Below are 17,370 nucleotides of genomic sequence, written 5' to 3' on the forward strand. Positions count from 1 at the left end.
TGCTCTAAGGTGTAAAGGTCGCTACACCTAGCTCATCTTCTTTACGAGTCTTAGTCATCATCTCTGTTGGAGAGACGGCGCTACGAAGATCCATTTCCGCTTCTGTGCGAACGAGTTCACCACGTAAAGAGTTAGCAAATACGTCAGTGATTTTCACATCAACGAATTGACCAATTAGGTCTGCACTGCCTTCAAAGTTAACAACGCGGTTGTTTTCGGTACGTGCACGAAGCTCCATAAGATCTTTCTTAGAAGGACCTTCGACTAGAACACGTTGCTCAGTACCTAGCATTTGGCGAGAGTAACGCATTGCTTGTGCATTAACGGTTTGCTGTAGCTCGTACAAACGCTCTTTCTTCTCTTGCTCAGTCAGATCGCAAGGGTAATCCGCTGCAGGTGTGCCTGGGCGTGGAGAGAAGACAAAGCTAAAGCTCATGTCAAAATCAACGTCACGAATAAGTTTCATCGTTGCTTGGAAGTCTTGGTCAGACTCGCCAGGGAAGCCTACGATGAAGTCGGAGCTGATTTGAATATCAGGGCGAGCTTTACGCAGCTTACGAATAATTGATTTGTACTCGATAGCCGTATGTGGACGCTTCATCATAGTCAAAATACGGTCTGAACCGCTTTGAACTGGCAAGTGTAGGAAGCTCACAAGCTCAGGAGTGTCTTCGTAAACCGCAATAATATCGTCAGTAAACTCAAGAGGGTGGCTGGTGGTAAAACGAATACGGTCGATACCATCAATGCTTGCTACTAAACGCAGTAAGTTAGCAAATGAGCAGATTTCTCCGTCAAATGTTGGTCCACGGTATGCGTTTACGTTTTGACCTAATAGGTTGACTTCACGCACGCCTTGCTCTGCAAGTTGAGCGATTTCATAAAGTACGTCATCCATTGGGCGACTGACTTCTTCACCGCGAGTGTATGGCACTACGCAGTAAGTACAATATTTAGAACAGCCTTCCATGATAGAAACGAACGCGGTTGCGCCTTCTGCGCGAGGTTCTGGAAGACGATCAAATTTTTCGATCTCTGGGAATGAAATATCCATAACCGGAGCATCGTTGCTTTGTGATTGTTTGATCATCTCAGGAAGACGATGCAAGGTTTGAGGGCCAAAGATCACATCAACATAAGGAGCGCGTTGACGGATATGGTCGCCTTCTTGGGTTGCTACACAGCCGCCCACACCAATCACAACGTTAGGTTTGTTGTCTTTTAAAGTTTTCCAACGGCCAAGCTGGTGGAACACTTTTTCTTGTGCTTTTTCACGAATTGAGCAGGTGTTTAGTAGTAATACATCCGCTTCTTTCGGATCTTCTGTTAGCTCAAATCCATTAGCAGCATTAAGCAGGTCAGCCATTTTTGACGAATCATATTCGTTCATCTGGCAGCCCCAGGTTTTGATCAGAAGTTTCTTACTCATTGCATTCACACTCGTGTTAATTAATCACTTTTATACTGGCTAGATTGCTCAGTATTTCGCCACTTACTGTTATGGCAAGCCGCGTATTGTACTGGCTAAATGACGCTGTGACTAGGGTTCAAGCTTAAATTCCGTACATTGTCAGTTAAGGCATTGTTTGTATTGAGCCGCCTTTTGCTACCTTATTCATCAATATGTGGACAATGTGATTAATAAACGCACTTATAGGCTGGCAAATTAAGCTCTGATGCAGGCATTAACGAGCACTTTTCAGTACAATCATTTGATTAGCGAACGATGTAATACCAATCACACTAAGTAAGTGATCAGAGCTAGCGCAGGAAAAATGCTCGAGAACAAGGCAGAATTTTTCGATAAGTAGTTATTCTACAATCAAAAATTCTAACGCCGTTATCGAGTATTTTAACAAGCTAGAATGACCAGTTATTTAGTACGATTGGTATAATACAGTAAAGGATGACACGAATGCATTTTGATGTAGCTGTGATAGGTGGCGGTATGGTTGGGGCTGCAACAGCTCTTGGCTTGGCAAAACAAGGTAAGCGAGTTGCGGTGGTTGAGGGATATAAACCTGAGCCATTTTCTGCATCACAAGCACTGGATATTCGAATCTCTGCAATATCTAAGAGCTCGGTGGATCTACTGCAGCAACTAGGCGCGTGGTCACATGTTCAGAGTAAGCGAGTTTTCCCTTATATGGGACTAGAAACTTGGGAGTTAGATAACTGCCGAACTCGCTTTGATGCATCGTCCTTACAGCTACCTTTGCTAGGTTACATGGTCGAAAATCGCGTGTTGCAACTGGGTATTTGGCAAGCGCTGCAGGCCTATTCTAACGTGAGCTTTTATTGCCCTGACGCTTTAGTGGATATGAAGACAAGTGAACTGGGCAAGCAAATTGAGTTGTCATCGGGCGAGCAGATTAGCACCAGTTTAGTCGTGGGCGCGGATGGGGCAAATTCAAAAGTAAGGCACATTGCAGGGATTGGCGTGACGGCGTGGGATTATCGTCAAGACTGCATGTTGATTAACGTAGAAACAGATTGCGCTGACACTGACGTCACTTGGCAATGGTTTACTCCGCAAGGGCCAAGATCGTATCTTCCTATGGGAGCAGGGCAAGGTTGTTTAGTGTGGTATGACTCTCCTAAACGAATTAAACAATTGAGCCAACTGACACCCGAAGCCCTAAAGCTGGAAATAGAAGCGTGTTTCCCAGAACGTATTGGCACAGTCAGTGTGAATAACTTTGCTTCTTTTCCTTTAAAACGCCGTCACGTACAGCATTACTGTAAAGAGTCTGTGGTGCTAGTAGGAGATTCTGCGCATACCATTAACCCTTTAGCGGGGCAGGGTGTCAATTTAGGCTTTAAAGACGTGCAGGGCTTACTTGAGGTGTTAGAAGAGGGTGATTACTCACTCGATAACCTTAAGCGATATCAAAAACTAAGAAGAACCGATAACTTGCTGATGCAAACAGCGATGGATGCGTTTTACTTGGGGTTTAGCAATAACATAGGCCCTGTAAAGCTATTGAGAAATATGGGATTAAAGTTGGCTGATCGTGCCGGGCCAATAAAAGACCAAGCATTGAAGTATGCGTTAGGGCTTTATACCAATCGTACTAAATAACTGCTCATTCTAGCTTGTTAAAATGCTCGATAACGGCGTTAGAATTTTTGATTGTAGAATAACTACTTATCGAAAAATTCTGCCTTGTTCTCGAGCATTTTTCCTGCGCTAGCTCTGATCACTTACTTAGTGTGATTGGTATTGGAGCTTAGTTTTTCAAGAAGTGAAGGGCGCTCGGCATGGAGCGCCCTTTTTTAATGTCCATTTTCTATAGGCAATAAAAAACCCGTCTAAAAGACGGGTTTCTTGAATGATGGTGCGGAAGGAGAGACTTGAACTCTCACACCTTGCGGCGCCAGAACCTAAATCTGGTGCGTCTACCAATTCCGCCACTTCCGCAACAAATCTGTAGTTAGGGAGATGATTGGTTAATCTCAATAACGTTGTAATGTGGCTGGGCTACCTGGATTTGAACCAGGGAATGCCGGCATCAAAAGCCGGTGCCTTACCGCTTGGCGATAGCCCAACAGAGAAAGTTCTATGAACTCAATCTTTAAATAATGGTGCGGAAGGAGAGACTTGAACTCTCACACCTTGCGGCGCCAGAACCTAAATCTGGTGCGTCTACCAATTCCGCCACTTCCGCAACAAATCTGTAGTCGTAACTGATAATTGGTTAATCAATTAGACGTTGTAATGTGGCTGGGCTACCTGGATTTGAACCAGGGAATGCCGGCATCAAAAGCCGGTGCCTTACCGCTTGGCGATAGCCCAACAGAGAAAGTTCTATGAACTCAATCTTTAAATAATGGTGCGGAAGGAGAGACTTGAACTCTCACACCTTGCGGCGCCAGAACCTAAATCTGGTGCGTCTACCAATTCCGCCACTTCCGCAACAAATCTGTAGTTAGGGAGATGATTGGTTAATCTCAATAACGTTGTGATGTGGCTGAGCTAATTAGAGCTGAACCAGGGGAAATAACGAGGCATCAAATGCTTTTATCTCACCCATTTGTAATGTGGCTGGGCTACCTGGATTTGAACCAGGGAATGCCGGCATCAAAAGCCGGTGCCTTACCGCTTGGCGATAGCCCAACAGAAACAGTTCTAGGAACTATATCTTTAAATAATGGTGCGGAAGGAGAGACTTGAACTCTCACACCTTGCGGCGCCAGAACCTAAATCTGGTGCGTCTACCAATTCCGCCACTTCCGCAACAAATCTGTAGTCGTAATTGATAATTGGTTAATCAATTAGACGTTGTATATATGGTGGCTACTGCGGGATTTGAACCTGCGACCCCATCATTATGAGTGATGTGCTCTAACCAGCTGAGCTAAGTAGCCACTCTGTTTTAGAGACAATCTAATCTCTAAACTAAATATGGTGCGGAAGGAGAGACTTGAACTCTCACACCTTGCGGCGCCAGAACCTAAATCTGGTGCGTCTACCAATTCCGCCACTTCCGCTTTGCTTGTTTAATCTCTAAGCCAGAGTGTAGTTAAAGAGACGATTGGAGAATCTCGATAACGTTGTAATGTGGTTGAGCTACTTAGAGCTGAACCAGGGGGATAACGAGGCATCAAATGCTTTTGTTTCACCCTTTGTAAAGTGGCTGGGCTACCTGGATTTGAACCAGGGAATGCCGGCATCAAAAGCCGGTGCCTTACCGCTTGGCGATAGCCCAACAGAAACAGTTCTAGGAACTATATCTTTAAATAATGGTGCGGAAGGAGAGACTTGAACTCTCACACCTTGCGGCGCCAGAACCTAAATCTGGTGCGTCTACCAATTCCGCCACTTCCGCATCGCTTTGTTTAATCTCTAAGCTAGAGTGTAGTCTTAGCTGACGATTGGATAATCAACTAGACGTTGTAAATGGTGGCTACTGCGGGATTTGAACCTGCGACCCCATCATTATGAGTGATGTGCTCTAACCAGCTGAGCTAAGTAGCCACTTTAATTTTGAGCGAGAGAGGATAAACCAATCTTGCTCTTATTCCAATGATTTTTTAATAAAATCATGAAATAAATAGTTGGCTGGGCTACCTGGATTCGAACCAGGGAATGCCGGCATCAAAAGCCGGTGCCTTACCGCTTGGCGATAGCCCAACTTAATATGGTGCGGAAGGAGAGACTTGAACTCTCACACCTTGCGGCGCCAGAACCTAAATCTGGTGCGTCTACCAATTCCGCCACTTCCGCATATTTCCTAATAACTCTCAAAAGAAAGCATTTAGGAAATGGTGGCTACTGCGGGATTTGAACCTGCGACCCCATCATTATGAGTGATGTGCTCTAACCAGCTGAGCTAAGTAGCCATTACCATATTGTCATTTCTCAACCCTGTTAGACAGTGTCGAGAACGGAGCGCATTATGCGTATATCACAGGAAAGCGTCAATAGTTTTTTTAAAGATTTCGCCAGTTATAGCCTGTTCGAACTTTTTTTAAACAAAGCGCCCTGTTTTTATGCAGAAAACATCTAATAATTCACAAAATTAGACAGTATGGAAATAGGTTTGATTAGCATTTCGCCACAGATAGTTTTGCGCCAAGCAGTGTTAAAAATTCTTTTTTAATACTGTTGAGTAGAGCAAGAGAAGGGATTGAAATATGTATGATACCAATCGTACTAAATATCTGATCACTTACTTAGTGTGATTGGTATAAATAGGGTAACGGCGATGCAAATAAAAAAAGATCGCCGAAGCGATCTTTTTTGCACAATCTTACCTGTTATCGAAGCGTAGAATTATACGTTGAAGCGGAAGTGGATAACGTCACCATCTTTAACGACGTAATCTTTACCTTCTAGACGCCATTTACCGGCATCTTTAGCGCCACTTTCACCTTTGAACTGGATGAAATCATCGTAGCCTACAACTTCCGCACGAATGAAGCCTTTTTCGAAGTCAGTATGGATCTTACCCGCTGATTGTGGCGCAGTAGCCCCAACAGGGATTGTCCATGCACGCACTTCTTTCACGCCAGCGGTGAAGTAAGTTTGTAGAGTAAGTAGATCGTAACCTGAACGAATAACGCGGTTTAGACCAGGTTCTTCAATGCCCATATCAGCTAAGAACTCAGCGCGATCTTCATCGTCTAGCTCTGCCATTTCTGATTCGATAGCCGCACATACAGGAACAACAACATTGTTTTCTTTGGCAGCGTATTCACGAACAGCGTCTAAAAATGGGTTGTTTTCGAAGCCGTCTTCAGCCACGTTAGCAATGTACATGGTTGGCTTAAGCGTTAGGAAGTTTAAGTAACCTACCGCAAGTAGTTCTTCTTTGCTTAGCTCAACAGTACGAGCCATGCCGCCTTCAGTAAGAATTGGCAGCAGTTTTTCTAAAACAGCCAGTTCAAATTTAGCGTCTTTATCGCCACCTTTTGCTTTTTTAGCATTACGGTGCATTGCGCGTTCACAGCTATCAAGATCGGCCATTGCTAGCTCAAGGTTAATCACCTCGATGTCTTCGATAGGGGATACTTTACCTGATACGTGAACGATGTTTTCGTTCTCGAAACAGCGAACAACGTGTCCGATAGCGTCAGTTTCGCGGATGTTAGCTAGGAATTTGTTACCTAGACCTTCACCACGAGATGCGCCCGCAACCAGACCTGCAATGTCTACAAATTCCATTGTAGTTGGCAGAATTTTTTGTGGATTTACGATTTCAGCAAGAGCGTCTAAACGTAGATCTGGCACAGGAACAACGCCTGTGTTTGGTTCGATAGTACAAAACGGGAAGTTTGCCGCCTCGATACCTGCTTTGGTAAGCGCATTGAAAAGAGTTGATTTACCAACGTTTGGAAGACCAACGATGCCACATTTAAAACCCATGATTAAAACCTTATTCTGCTTTGAACGTGTGTAAGCGATTTTGTGCTTTAGTTAAACCGTCTTTTAGCAATATATCTAAACTGCGGACGGATTCGTCGACTACGGCATCTAGGCATTCTTGCTCTTTGGCCGGAGCTTTGCCTAATACATAGCCCGCAACACGGTCTTTATGACCAGGGTGTCCGATGCCGATGCGTAGTCGGTAAAAATCTTTGTTATTGCCTAATTTGCTTATGGTGTCTTTTAGACCGTTATGCCCACCGTGACCACCACCTTTTTTGAACTTGCCAACACCTGGAGGTAAGTCTAGTTCATCGTGCGCAATCATTATCTCTTCGGGTTTTATTTGATAAAACTTAGCCAGAGCAGAGACTGATTTGCCTGAAAGGTTCATGAAAGTGGTTGGGATAAGCAGGCGAAGATCTTGGCCGTGGACCAAAATTCTGCCAGTTAAACCAAAAAACTTAGGCTCATTTTTTAGTATTACATTATGTACTCGAGCTAATTCTTCGATTACCCAAGCGCCTGCATTATGACGTGTTCTAGCATATTCAGGACCTGGGTTAGCCAGGCCAACAAGTAATTTAATTTCTTGGCTCAAGATTTAACTCTCGTAAATGTAGGTGACAACAAAAAGCGCGATATGATAGCACGCAATCTCAGTAAGAGTAAAAAGTAAGTAACAGTAAAAAATCCCGGTGCTTAATAATAAGTACCGGGATTCTTGGAATTATTCTGGTTCTTAAGAACCCCATTCATATTCAAACAATCAGATGCAGAATATTGAATGACTTAACTTTTAGCGGCTAATTGCTTAGGTTAGAAACTAAAATTAGTTGCTAAACATCGCAGAGATAGACTCTTCGTTGCTGATGCGACGAATCGCTTCAGCTAGCATGCTAGATAAAGTTAACTGAGAGACTTTACCTGTTGCAGCCATTTCTTTGCTGAGTGTAATTGAGTCAGTGATGATCACTTGGTCAAGTACTGAACTCTTAATGTTTTTCGCAGCAGTGCCAGAGAATACAGCGTGAGTTGCGTAAGCAAAGACACGTTTAGCGCCACGCTCTTTTAGAGCTTCAGCTGCTTTACATAGTGTGCCACCAGTATCGATCATGTCATCAACGATGACACAGTCACGACCTTCAACGTCACCAATAAGGTTCATTACTTCAGAAACGTTAGCGCGTGGACGACGTTTGTCTACGATAGCGATATCAACATCACCAAGAGCTTTTGCTGTAGCGCGAGCACGTACAACGCCACCTAGGTCAGGAGATACAACAACTGGATCTTCTAGGCCACGGTTGATCATGTCTTCAAGAAGCACTGGAGTACCGAAGATGTTGTCTACTGGTACATCGAAGAACCCTTGAATTTGCTCTGCGTGTAGGTCGATAGTTAGAACGCGGTCAACACCAACGTTAGATAAGAAGTCAGCGACTACTTTTGCTGTAATTGGCACACGAGCAGAACGCACACGGCGATCTTGGCGAGCATAGCCGAAGTAAGGGATTACAGCTGTAATACGGCCGGCAGAAGCACGACGCATTGCGTCAATCATTACTACCAATTCCATCAGGTTGTCATTGGTAGGAGCACAGGTAGATTGAATGATAAATACATCGCTACCGCGAACGTTTTCATTAATTTGTACAGCGACTTCGCCATCAGAAAAACGGTCAACGACAGCATCACCTAGAGAAATATATAGGCGGTCAGCAATGCGTTGGGCTAGTTCAGGTGTAGCGTTACCAGCAAATAGCTTCATATCAGGCACGGTGGAAACCTCGAGGTTGCGTCCAGTTAATTGGGTAGTGTTTGGGCAGATAACTGCGCCAATGTCAGGTGCAAAGGAGAAATATTGTTTCCTTGTGCAACAAATGCTGTTGTATTTTCGGGAAGTTGTCTTAATATGTTTTGTGCTTCTAGTTGAGTATCAAACTCAGCAAAAACACAAGACCCAGTTCCCGTCAATCTTGACGGCGCATATTGTAACAGCCAAGAAAGTTGCTTATCAACCTCTGGGTACAGTAAACGCACTATTTTTTCGCAATCGTTTTCGTAGGGGCTACTTTTTAGCTCTTCCCAACTGCGTTTTTGTGTATCTCTTGTTAGATTTGGGTGACAAAATATCTCAGCTGTGGAAATACTTTGGTTTGGTCTGACGACTAAATACCACTTTTCTTCTGGTTCAACTTTAGTCAAAGACTCCCCAACACCTTCGGCAAATGCTGCAAAGCCTTGCACAAATACAGGAACATCGGCTCCTAAACTTAGTCCTATCTTGGCTAAGTCTGGCAAAGATATATCAAGTTGCCATAAATAATTGAGCGCGACCAAGGTAGTAGCGGCATTAGATGAACCGCCACCAATGCCGCCGCCCATCGGCAACACTTTATTGATATGAATGTCAGCGCCTAATGAATGATTGACAGCAGCTTCGGAGTTTTTAAGTACCGCTTCTTTTAATGCAATCGCGGCTTTCCAGATAAGGTTTTGTTGGACTGGAACACCTTCTAGCTCAGGGGTGATGGTGATTTTTCCGCTGTTGTTAGCGGTAATGGTGAGCTCATCACCAAAGTTAATAAACTGAAAAAGTGTTTGTAGATCGTGGTAGCCATTGTCTCGGCGCCCTGTGATGTACAAAAACAGATTTAGCTTGGCTGGCGATGGCCAGGTTGTGGTGGTGGTTATCATTGTATATTCCACTTACTGATAACAATGTTCAGTTTGATAGGGTCTCTCGACAAGGTCATTTTGTTTGGCAAAACGAGGTCGTTGGTTTCTTGATAGCTTTTATACTCCATCAACCAAGTCTGGCCGCCGCGAGTTTGTTGTAAAGAGGCTAAAGTACCATTCTCTGCCACATTGAAGTGATCGGCTGCGGTTGGCTGTCCTTTTATCCAGTCTTGCATATAAACAATCGGTAAGCGCATACCGGTTAATTGATAAAACAAAAGATCGGCGTCTTTATCAAAATAACGTTTTCCGTGAATATCTGTTACCGTAGCACCTTGCTCATTCATGCTTAAATTGAGCACTGTCTTGCCTAAAAAAGTGGATAGTCGTAACTGGCTTTGTTGTGGCGATTGCTTCCAGTGAAAGTTTAAACTTTGGCGCTGGGTAGGGTCGATATAGCCAAGCTTTCCAGAAAGACTAAAATTGGTCAGTGTGGCAAGTTTTGCTTGATGGGTTTGATATTCGACACTGTGAGTCGGAACATGTTGTGTAGTCTCACAACCAAACAACAATAAAATAAGAAAGAAGGGTGTAAACCTAAGCAAGCATTTCAAAATAGAAGATGTTTGAGTGATTTGCATGTCAAGAATTAGAGCTCTGATTCAAGGTTTAAGCTAATGATACAATAAAGCCTCTTTTATTGCTGTAGTGGTTCAAGTAAAATTGCGTTTTTATTTTGTATGTCTAAGTAGTAAATGCCTTTATTGACCATAGGAATCAATCACAATACCGCTTCGGTGGAACTGAGAGAGAAAGTCGCGTTTTCTCCAGATAAGATGAGCGATGCCTTGCAGCAGTTACATTCTATGTCTGAGGTCAAAGGTAGCGTTATCCTATCTACCTGTAATCGTACCGAACTTTATATTGATGCGCCGTCAGCTAATAATATCGTTGATTGGCTTATCGATTTTCATCAAGTTGAAGATGATGACTTAAAACCCAGTCTTTATCATTACAGTGACGAAGAAACGATTCAGCATTTAATGAGAGTGTCATGTGGTTTAGACTCTTTGGTGTTAGGTGAGCCTCAAATACTAGGCCAAGTAAAACAAGCCTATGCCGATGCCAAAGAAAGAGGTGCGGTAAAAGGCAATTTAGATAAGTTATTTCAAAAAGCCTTCTCTGTTGCTAAGCGAGTGCGCACAGAAACGGATATTGGCGGTAATGCTGTTTCCGTTGCTTATGCGGCTTGTACTTTAGCCAAACATATTTTTGAATCACTAGAGCGCTCTAAAGTATTATTGGTCGGTGCGGGTGAAACCATTGAGTTGGTGGCAAAACATTTATCCGATACCGGTTGTCATAATATGACGGTTGCCAACCGTACCCGCGAACGTGCGGCAGGTTTGGCGGCGCAGTTTAATGGGCAAGTGATCAGTTTAAGTGAGATTCCACAAACTTTAGTCGATACCGACATTGTTATAAGCTCTACCGCCAGCCCGTTACCCATCATAGGTAAAGGCATGGTAGAAAGTGCGCTAAAAACTCGTAAACATAAACCGATTTTGTTTATTGATATTGCCGTGCCAAGAGACATAGAGTCAGAAGTTTCTGAGCTCAGTGACGCTTATCTTTATACTGTGGATGATCTGCAAACCATTATTGATAAGAATATTGAGCAGCGCCGCGCCGAAGCGGTGCAAGCGGAAAAGATTATCGCCATTGAGAATAAAGAGTTTAAAAGCTGGCTACGTTCTCGAAAGGCTGTGGAAAGCATTAGGGATTATCGCCGCGCCTCAGATTGCGCGCGTCGCGAACTGCTAGAAAAAAGCTTACAAGCATTAAGCGTTGGTGGTGATCCAGAAAAAGTATTACTAGAGTTAAGCAATAAATTGACCAATAAACTCATCCATATCCCCACTAAAGCGCTTCAAGAAGCAGCTGAGCAGGGCGCACTGGATGATTTAGCTGTAATAAGAAAAAGCCTTGGTCTTGAAGACCTATAACTATTTTTAAGAAGAATATGAAAGCATCGATATTAGTGAAATTGGAGACGTTAGTTGAGCGTTATGAAGAAGTGCAACACCTACTTGGTGATCCGGATGTTATCGGCGATCAAAACAAGTTCCGTGCACTATCAAAAGAGTACTCTCAACTAGAGGAAGTCACCAAGTGCTTCCAAGCTTATCAGCAAGCTCAAGAAGATCTTGAAGCGGCGCAAGATATGGCTAACGAAGACGATCCTGAGATGAAAGAAATGGCTCAGGAAGAAATTAAAGATGCAAAAGCGAACATCGAGTCTTTGACCGATGAGCTACAAATTCTATTACTACCAAAAGATCCTAACGATGAACGTAACTGTTTCTTAGAGATCCGTGCTGGTGCGGGTGGCGATGAAGCCGGTATCTTTGCGGGCAACCTTTTCCGCATGTACTCAAAATTTGCTGAGAAGAAAGGTTGGCGCGTAGAAGTCATGAGCGCTAATGAATCAGAGCAAGGTGGTTACAAAGAAGTGATCGCTAAAGTGTCGGGTGATGGCGTATACGGCACCATGAAGTTTGAATCTGGCGGTCACCGCGTACAACGTGTTCCAGAGACTGAATCTCAAGGTCGCGTGCATACTTCGGCGTGTACTGTGGCGATTATGCCTGAGATCCCAGAAGCTGAGCTTCCACAAATTAAAGCCAGCGATCTAAAAATTGATACCTTCCGTTCATCGGGCGCAGGTGGTCAGCACGTAAACACCACGGACTCTGCTATTCGTATTACTCACTTGCCAACCGGTACAGTGGTTGAGTGTCAGGATGAGCGTTCACAGCATAAAAACAAAGCTAAAGCGATGTCAGTGCTAGCGGCTCGTATTATTCAAGCAGAAGAAGCTAAGCGCGCAGCTGAAGTGTCAGATACTCGTCGTAACCTACTGGGTTCTGGCGATCGTAGTGACCGTATCCGTACTTATAACTATCCGCAAGGACGTGTATCGGATCACCGCATCAACCTGACTTTATACCGTCTAAATGAAATTTTAGAAGGTGATATGCAGTCATTGATCGATCCTGTTATGGCTGAACACCAAGCTGATCAGCTTGCTGCTCTAGCAGATAATAACTAACAGGTGTCTTTTCCGTGTGTACAAGAGTCGCTGAACACAGCGGCTCAGCGTTTGCTTGAGTCAGGCATTGACTCTGCCAAGCTCGATGCGTCGGTATTGCTGTGTCACGTACTGCATAAGCCGCGTAGCTATTTGCTTACTTGGCCTGAAAAAGTGCTCACAGAACAGCAGTACCAAGATTTCAATGCCCTTATGCAGCGCCGTATTGATGGCGAACCCATTGCTTATATTACTGGCGAGCGTGAGTTTTGGTCATTACCTCTAAATGTATCCCCAACCACTTTAATCCCACGTCCTGACACTGAGCGTTTAGTGGAATTGGCTTTGGATAAAATTGGTTCGGCTCCCGGTAAGGGGCTTGATTTGGGGACAGGTACAGGTGCGATAGCCTTGGCTTTAGCTTCTGAATGTCCGCATTTTGAGTTTATTGGCGTTGATATCCAAGACGATGCGCGCATTTTAGCGACTGGCAACGCCAACAAGTTGGGCATTAAAAATGCTCGATTTTTACAAGGCAGTTGGTTTGACCCTGTAGCCAATGCAGGGCCTTTTCAGATCATTGTTTCAAACCCACCTTATATTGATGAGCACGATCCTCATTTGGTGGTTGGTGATGTTCGTTTTGAACCCGATTCGGCATTGGTGGCTGCGGAGAATGGATTAGCAGACTTACGCCACATAGCCAAACATGCCAGAGATCACCTTGCCGAAGGTGGCTGGTTATTGATGGAGCATGGCTTTGAGCAAGGCGAGCAAACTCGACAAATACTATTGGATATGGGCTATCAGCTAGTATCTACCGAGCAAGACTACGCAGGTCAAGACAGAGTGACCTTAGGTCAATTTAAAGGAAGAAATGAATGTACGTAGCATTAAAAAATATCCACCTGATCTTAATTGCATTGAGTGCAGGGTTATTTATCACTCAATACATTTTGATGGTGAGTAAATCACCATTACAGAACAAGAAATTTATAAAAGTGACACCGCATGCCGTGAATGGTTTGCTCATTTTATCCGGCATTTTGTTGTTACTTGTGACCGGTTGGGTTCCATTTAAACCGGGCTCTGAGTGGTTAACAGAAAAATTCACCTGCGTTCTAGCGTATATCGCATTGGGTGTATTTGCTCTGAAAATGGGTAAAAACCAGCTTCTACGCGGCTTCGCTTTCTTAGGTGCTTTAGGTTGGTTGTTAATGGCAGCTAAGATCGGCATGACAAAAATGCCAATACTTATGGGGTAAACAATGTCAGATCTGTGGTTTAAAGGTCTCGATGATTTGGAATTAGTCGAAGGCGCTTTGCGTCTTTGTGCTCAAGTCGACCCTAGTGTTAATGCGACATGGGTAGAGTTACAGTTAGAAAAAATGCTTGATGAAGCAGAACAAGTTTTATCAAGAGAAACAAATGAAAAAGCGCGCTTTGATGCTTTATTGCGTCTTTTTTACCAGCAGTGGGGCTTTAAAGGTGACTACGAGAACTACTTCTCGTCTGAAAACGCTTTTATCGAAAAAGTCCTAGAACGTAAAAAAGGCATTCCGGTTAGCCTTGGCGCTCTATTGTTATTTTTAGGGCGTAAGTTAGGTTTTCCGATCAAAGGCGTCAGCTTTCCCACTCAATTCCTGCTGGTGGTAAAGTGGTCAGACGCACAGCATGATTATGTGAATCCTTTCAATGGTGAGTATGTCGCGAAACATACTTTGCTGTCTTGGCTTAAAGGCGCAGAAGGTAACTCAGCGATGTTAAAGCCAGAGCACTTACAAGTGGCTGATACTTCGACCATTATAGGACGTTGGTTAGGCGTACTCAAAGGCGCATTAATGCGAGAGGAACGCTATACTCAAGCTCTAGCATGCAGTGATTTGGCATTGAGTTTGGTGCCAGAAGATCCGTATGAGATCCGCGACCGAGGCTTTATTTATCAGCAATTAGATTGTTTTCAAATTGCGCGTAAAGACTATGAGTTCTTTATTGAGAACTGCCCTGAAGATCCTGCGGCTGAGATACTTAAACTACAGCTAAAAGCAATTAATGACGAGCCCGTGGTTTTACACTAGCGCTCAATAAAAAGAGAGATGGATATGGAACAAAAAGTCGTTCAGGTTGGTGATATTTCAGTTGCTAATGACAAGCCTTTTACGCTATTTGGTGGGATCAACGTTCTTGAATCTCGCGATCTGGCTATGCGTGCTTGTGAGCAATACGTAGAAGTGACTGATCGCTTAGGGATCCCTTACGTATTTAAAGCGTCATTTGATAAAGCAAACCGCAGCTCAGTACACTCTTATCGTGGTCCTGGCCTTGAAGAAGGGATGCGCATCTTTGAAGAATTAAAGTCTACTTTTGGCGTTAAGATCATCACTGATGTACACACAGAAGCGCAAGCTCAACCTGTATCGGAAGTGGTTGATGTGATTCAATTACCTGCTTTCTTAGCGCGTCAAACTGACCTTGTTGAAGCGATGGCAAAAACAGGCGCAGTGATTAACGTTAAAAAACCTCAGTTTATGAGCCCAAATCAAGTGGGTAATATCGTTGATAAATTTGCTGAGTGTGGCAATGACAAGATCATCTTGTGTGAGCGTGGCGCTTGCATGGGTTACGACAACTTAGTGGTTGATATGCTAGGTTTTGGCGTGATGAAAAAAGTGTCTAACGGCAGTCCTATCATCTTTGATGTGACTCACTCACTGCAAATGCGTGACCCAAGTGGCGCTGCATCTGGTGGTCGTCGTGAGCAAACAGTAGAGCTTGCTAAAGCAGGTCTGGCTACAGGCATTGCAGGCTTGTTTATCGAAGCGCATCCAGACCCGGATAAAGCGCGTTGTGACGGACCTTCAGCATTACCACTGGATAAACTTGAGCCGTTCTTGGCGCAGATGAAATCTTTGGATGATTTAATCAAAAGTTTTGCACAGATAGATATTAAATAGAGTTTCTATTCACAACTCTGTGACACTTTTAATAAAAACGGGCTTTGCATTCGCAAGCCCGTTTTTTTGTTGCTATTTTTTGCATACACATCTAATTGAATAGTAATGGTTGCAAATGAAATCACTCGTATTAGCAATAGCAGTAGGGACGCTAGCCGTAGGTTGTGCCTCAGACGATATCGTGGTCAGCAACAATGACGACGTGCAAAAACTGACAATCCTACATACCAATGATCACCACGGTCGTTTTTGGCCAAACAAATACGGTGAATTGGGTATGGCGGCAAGAAAAACGCTGATTGATCAAATCCGTCAAGAAGTTGAATCTGAAGGTGGCGCGGTGCTGCTACTATCGGGTGGTGACATCAACACGGGTGTACCAGAGTCGGATCTTCTGGATGCGGAACCTGATTTCAAAGGCATGACCTTACTGGGCTACGATGCGATGGCGATTGGTAACCATGAATTTGATAACCCATTATCGGTATTAGAAAAACAGCAACAATGGGCTAAGTTCCCGATGCTGTCGGCTAATATTTATGAAAAACAGAGCCAACAGAGAAAATTTCAGCCTTATCAAATGTTTGATAAAGACGGTTTAAAAATTGCTGTTATAGGCTTAACCACCGAAGACACCGCCAAAATAGGCAATCCTGAATATATCCAAGGCTTAGAATTTAGAGACCCTAAACCTGAAGCAAGGCAGCTGCTAAAAGAGATAGAAACTCGCGAACAACCGGATATTACCATTGCGGTTACGCACATGGGGCACTACCAAAACGGTCAACATGGTGGCAATGCACCGGGCGATGTAGCTCTTGCTCGTTACTTGCCTGAGGGCGCACTGGATATGGTGATTGGCGGTCACTCACAAGAGCCCGTGTGTATGGAAGGCCCAAATTTGGTGAAAAAGAACTTTAAGCCGGGAGATGCCTGTCAACCAGACCAACAAAATGGCACTTGGATCATGCAAGCCTTCGAGTGGGGTAAATACGTTGGGCGTGCTGACTATGAATATTCTGATGGCGAGCTAGAGCTTATTCATTATGCGTTAGTGCCGGTTAACCTGACGAAAAAAGTGGAAGTGGATGGCAAAAAACAGCGCGTGATTGTCGGTGAAAAAATCGAAGCTGATTCAGATGTAGAAGACTTTTTAACGCCATACCAAGAGCAAGGGCAAGCCAAACTGAATGTGAAAATTGCGCAGTCCAACGGCAAGCTGGAAGGAGACCGTAATAAGGTTAGGTTTGAACAAACTAACTTAGGTCGCTTAATTGCCACCGCACACATGCAACGTGCTAAAGCGGACTTTGGCGTCATGAACTCAGGTGGCGTGCGTGACTCTATTGCCGAAGGGGACATTACCTACAAAGACGTACTGACAGTACAGCCGTTTGGCAACATCATTACTTATGTCGATATGAAAGGATCTGAGATTTTAGATTACCTAAATGTAGTCGCGACTAAGCCAACCGACTCAGGTGCGTATGCGCAGTTCTCTGGTATTTCGATGACTGTGGCAAAAGATGGGGTGAAAAACGTCAAAATTGGCGGGAAAGTGCTAGAAGAAGATAAAATGTATCGCTTCAGTGTGCCAAGCTTTAATGCCGCTGGTGGAGACGGTTACCCTGTCATTAAAGATCACAGCGGCTTTGTCAACACAGGCTTTGTTGATGCCGAAGTATTGAAGGAGTATCTTGAGAAAAATAGCCCCATCGATATTAGAAGTTATGAATCTCGTGGGGAAATGACTTACGAATAGGACTAAGAAGATT

The 17,370-nt window shown here is 44.0% G+C and carries 14 protein-coding genes and 15 tRNA genes; 8 read left to right on the forward strand and 21 right to left on the reverse strand.

Annotated features, from left to right (window positions below; genetic code table 11):
• Window positions 1-4 precede the first annotated feature (4 nt).
• Window positions 5-1,429 (reverse strand): tRNA (N6-isopentenyl adenosine(37)-C2)-methylthiotransferase MiaB, encoded by a 1,425-nt coding sequence (gene miaB, locus OCU38_RS03160; protein ID WP_152821591.1) that lies wholly within the window; start codon window positions 1,427-1,429, stop codon window positions 5-7.
• Window positions 1,430-1,906: 477 nt separating this feature from the next.
• On the opposite strand from miaB, the gene OCU38_RS03165 reads away from it, so the two are divergent.
• Window positions 1,907-3,082, forward strand: a complete 1,176-nt coding sequence (locus OCU38_RS03165; protein WP_261823715.1) for an FAD-dependent oxidoreductase — start codon at window positions 1,907-1,909, stop codon at window positions 3,080-3,082.
• A gap of 254 nt (window positions 3,083-3,336) precedes the next feature.
• Here the strand turns inward: OCU38_RS03165 and OCU38_RS03170 are convergent.
• The 20 genes from OCU38_RS03170 to lolB form a co-directional block, all read right to left on the reverse strand.
• Window positions 3,337-3,421: transfer RNA gene (locus OCU38_RS03170), tRNA-Leu, on the reverse strand.
• 52 nt (window positions 3,422-3,473) lie between these two features.
• A tRNA-Gln gene (locus tag OCU38_RS03175) sits at window positions 3,474-3,548 on the reverse strand.
• Window positions 3,549-3,583: 35 nt separating this feature from the next.
• A tRNA-Leu gene (locus tag OCU38_RS03180) sits at window positions 3,584-3,668 on the reverse strand.
• A gap of 53 nt (window positions 3,669-3,721) precedes the next feature.
• Window positions 3,722-3,796: transfer RNA gene (locus OCU38_RS03185), tRNA-Gln, on the reverse strand.
• A gap of 35 nt (window positions 3,797-3,831) precedes the next feature.
• Window positions 3,832-3,916: transfer RNA gene (locus OCU38_RS03190), tRNA-Leu, on the reverse strand.
• A gap of 126 nt (window positions 3,917-4,042) precedes the next feature.
• Window positions 4,043-4,117: transfer RNA gene (locus tag OCU38_RS03195), tRNA-Gln, on the reverse strand.
• A 35-nt stretch (window positions 4,118-4,152) separates the two neighbouring features.
• Window positions 4,153-4,237, reverse strand: a tRNA-Leu gene (locus OCU38_RS03200).
• A gap of 54 nt (window positions 4,238-4,291) precedes the next feature.
• A tRNA-Met gene (locus OCU38_RS03205) sits at window positions 4,292-4,368 on the reverse strand.
• A gap of 38 nt (window positions 4,369-4,406) precedes the next feature.
• A tRNA-Leu gene (locus OCU38_RS03210) sits at window positions 4,407-4,491 on the reverse strand.
• Window positions 4,492-4,634: 143 nt separating this feature from the next.
• Window positions 4,635-4,709, reverse strand: a tRNA-Gln gene (locus tag OCU38_RS03215).
• 35 nt (window positions 4,710-4,744) lie between these two features.
• Window positions 4,745-4,829, reverse strand: a tRNA-Leu gene (locus OCU38_RS03220).
• Between the two features lie 72 nt (window positions 4,830-4,901).
• A tRNA-Met gene (locus tag OCU38_RS03225) sits at window positions 4,902-4,978 on the reverse strand.
• 81 nt (window positions 4,979-5,059) lie between these two features.
• Window positions 5,060-5,134 (reverse strand) — tRNA-Gln (locus OCU38_RS03230).
• 8 nt (window positions 5,135-5,142) lie between these two features.
• Window positions 5,143-5,227 (reverse strand) — tRNA-Leu (locus OCU38_RS03235).
• A gap of 39 nt (window positions 5,228-5,266) precedes the next feature.
• Window positions 5,267-5,343, reverse strand: a tRNA-Met gene (locus OCU38_RS03240).
• A 433-nt stretch (window positions 5,344-5,776) separates the two neighbouring features.
• On the reverse strand, window positions 5,777-6,868 hold the full coding sequence (gene ychF, locus OCU38_RS03245; RefSeq protein WP_023402963.1) for a redox-regulated ATPase YchF: 1,092 nt from the start codon (window positions 6,866-6,868) through the stop codon (window positions 5,777-5,779).
• 10 nt (window positions 6,869-6,878) lie between these two features.
• Complete coding sequence (gene pth, locus OCU38_RS03250) at window positions 6,879-7,469, reverse strand: aminoacyl-tRNA hydrolase (RefSeq protein ID WP_261823716.1); 591 nt, start codon at window positions 7,467-7,469, stop codon at window positions 6,879-6,881.
• A 231-nt stretch (window positions 7,470-7,700) separates the two neighbouring features.
• Window positions 7,701-8,648 carry a ribose-phosphate pyrophosphokinase gene (locus OCU38_RS03255; RefSeq protein WP_261823717.1) on the reverse strand — a complete coding sequence of 316 codons (948 nt, stop codon included), beginning with the start codon at window positions 8,646-8,648 and terminating at the stop codon, window positions 7,701-7,703.
• A 26-nt stretch (window positions 8,649-8,674) separates the two neighbouring features.
• Window positions 8,675-9,568 (reverse strand): 4-(cytidine 5'-diphospho)-2-C-methyl-D-erythritol kinase, encoded by an 894-nt coding sequence (ispE, locus tag OCU38_RS03260; RefSeq protein WP_261823718.1) that lies wholly within the window; start codon window positions 9,566-9,568, stop codon window positions 8,675-8,677.
• Entirely contained in the window at window positions 9,565-10,191 is a 627-nt protein-coding gene (gene lolB / locus OCU38_RS03265; protein ID WP_261823719.1) for a lipoprotein insertase outer membrane protein LolB, read from the reverse strand. The genes ispE and lolB overlap by 4 nt, the downstream gene beginning before the upstream one ends.
• 114 nt (window positions 10,192-10,305) lie before the next feature.
• Here lolB and hemA point away from each other — a divergent pair, with 114 nt between their 5' ends.
• The 7 genes from hemA (at window position 10,306) to ushA (ending at window position 17,357) form a co-directional block, all read left to right on the forward strand.
• Window positions 10,306-11,556, forward strand: a complete 1,251-nt coding sequence (gene hemA, locus OCU38_RS03270) for a glutamyl-tRNA reductase (protein ID WP_261823720.1) — start codon at window positions 10,306-10,308, stop codon at window positions 11,554-11,556.
• A gap of 17 nt (window positions 11,557-11,573) precedes the next feature.
• Complete coding sequence (gene prfA, locus OCU38_RS03275) at window positions 11,574-12,662, forward strand: peptide chain release factor 1 (RefSeq protein WP_261823721.1); 1,089 nt, start codon at window positions 11,574-11,576, stop codon at window positions 12,660-12,662.
• Window positions 12,663-12,665: 3 nt separating this feature from the next.
• On the forward strand, window positions 12,666-13,532 hold the full coding sequence (gene prmC / locus OCU38_RS03280; protein WP_261823722.1) for a peptide chain release factor N(5)-glutamine methyltransferase: 867 nt from the start codon (window positions 12,666-12,668) through the stop codon (window positions 13,530-13,532).
• Window positions 13,523-13,906, forward strand: coding sequence for a SirB2 family protein (locus OCU38_RS03285; protein ID WP_152821595.1), 384 nt, complete (start codon window positions 13,523-13,525; stop codon window positions 13,904-13,906). The genes prmC and OCU38_RS03285 overlap by 10 nt, the downstream gene beginning before the upstream one ends.
• 3 nt (window positions 13,907-13,909) lie before the next feature.
• A complete protein-coding gene (locus OCU38_RS03290; protein ID WP_261823723.1) occupies window positions 13,910-14,719 on the forward strand; it encodes a SirB1 family protein in 810 nt (269 codons plus the stop codon).
• Between the two features lie 24 nt (window positions 14,720-14,743).
• Window positions 14,744-15,595: a 3-deoxy-8-phosphooctulonate synthase gene (kdsA, locus tag OCU38_RS03295; RefSeq protein WP_039970047.1), complete on the forward strand. Its 852-nt coding sequence runs from the start codon at window positions 14,744-14,746 to the stop codon at window positions 15,593-15,595.
• 115 nt (window positions 15,596-15,710) lie between these two features.
• Window positions 15,711-17,357 carry a bifunctional UDP-sugar hydrolase/5'-nucleotidase UshA gene (gene ushA / locus OCU38_RS03300; RefSeq protein ID WP_261823724.1) on the forward strand — a complete coding sequence of 549 codons (1,647 nt, stop codon included), beginning with the start codon at window positions 15,711-15,713 and terminating at the stop codon, window positions 17,355-17,357.
• Window positions 17,358-17,370: the final 13 nt, after the last annotated feature.

Source organism: Vibrio neonatus, from assembly GCF_024346975.1.
Taxonomy (GTDB): Bacteria; Pseudomonadota; Gammaproteobacteria; order Enterobacterales; family Vibrionaceae; genus Vibrio; species Vibrio neonatus.